The organism is Bradyrhizobium sp. 31Argb (assembly GCF_043638955.1).
GTDB lineage: Bacteria > Pseudomonadota > Alphaproteobacteria > Rhizobiales > Xanthobacteraceae > Bradyrhizobium.
Genome location: NZ_JBEGDB010000654.1, coordinates 1 through 819, shown reverse-complemented (window position 1 = coordinate 819; position 819 = coordinate 1). Strand labels below are relative to the sequence as shown.

General features: G+C 57.4%; 1 protein-coding gene. It reads left to right on the top strand.

Annotated features, from left to right (window positions below):
* Positions 1-172 precede the first annotated feature (172 nt).
* The coding region (locus AAFX91_RS42100) for an IS110 family transposase (RefSeq protein ID WP_394570401.1) at positions 173-819 on the top strand (647 nt) is incomplete at its 3' end.

Sequence of the window (819 nt, the reverse complement as noted above, 5' to 3'; positions counted from 1 at the left end):
AAAACGAATCGTTCCATCCAAAGCTTGAATCACAGCCAAGCACGAATGAGAATCCTGAATCCCAACAGACCCTAGTCGGCACCCTGATTGATGTGGTGGAACGGCCCGCTCCGACAGCATCATCGTGCTAAAACGTGGTCGTTGTTCGAACGCCACAAGGAGGGACCGTTCCATGAAGCAGGTTAGCACCATCGGGTTGGATTTGGCGAAGCACATTTTTCAAGTTCACGGCGCGGGTGCCGATGGCTCGCCGGTGTTCAACCGGAGACTACGGCGCAGCGAGGTGCTGCATTTCTTTTCGAAACAGCCGGCCTGCCTTGTCGGAATAGAAGCTTGTGGCAGCGCTCACTATTGGGCACGCGAGATTGCAACTCTCGGCCATGAAGTGCGGCTGATTCCACCAGCTTACGTCAAGCCGTTTGTGAAGCGTGGAAAAACGGATGCGGCGGATGCCGAGGCCATCAGCGAAGCCGTGACTCGCAAGACCATGCGCTTCGTTCCGATCAAAACGGCCGAGCAGCAAGCCGGAACGATGGTCCTGAAGAGTCGCGCACTTCTGGTGAAACAGCAAACGCAGACGATCAACGCCCTGCGCTCGCATCTGGCTGAGTTGGGCATCATTGCCGCCGCTGGCCGGACAAAGGTCGAGGCGTTGGTTGCAATCGTACGGGATGTAGCAGATATCCGCTTGCCTGCGTCAGCGCGCTTCGCGCTGACGGCAATTGCCGATCAGATCGAGGCTCAGGCGGACCAGATTGACAAGCTCGAGCGAGCCATTGTTGCTGCGGCAAAGACCGACAAGGACATGCGCCGACTGAC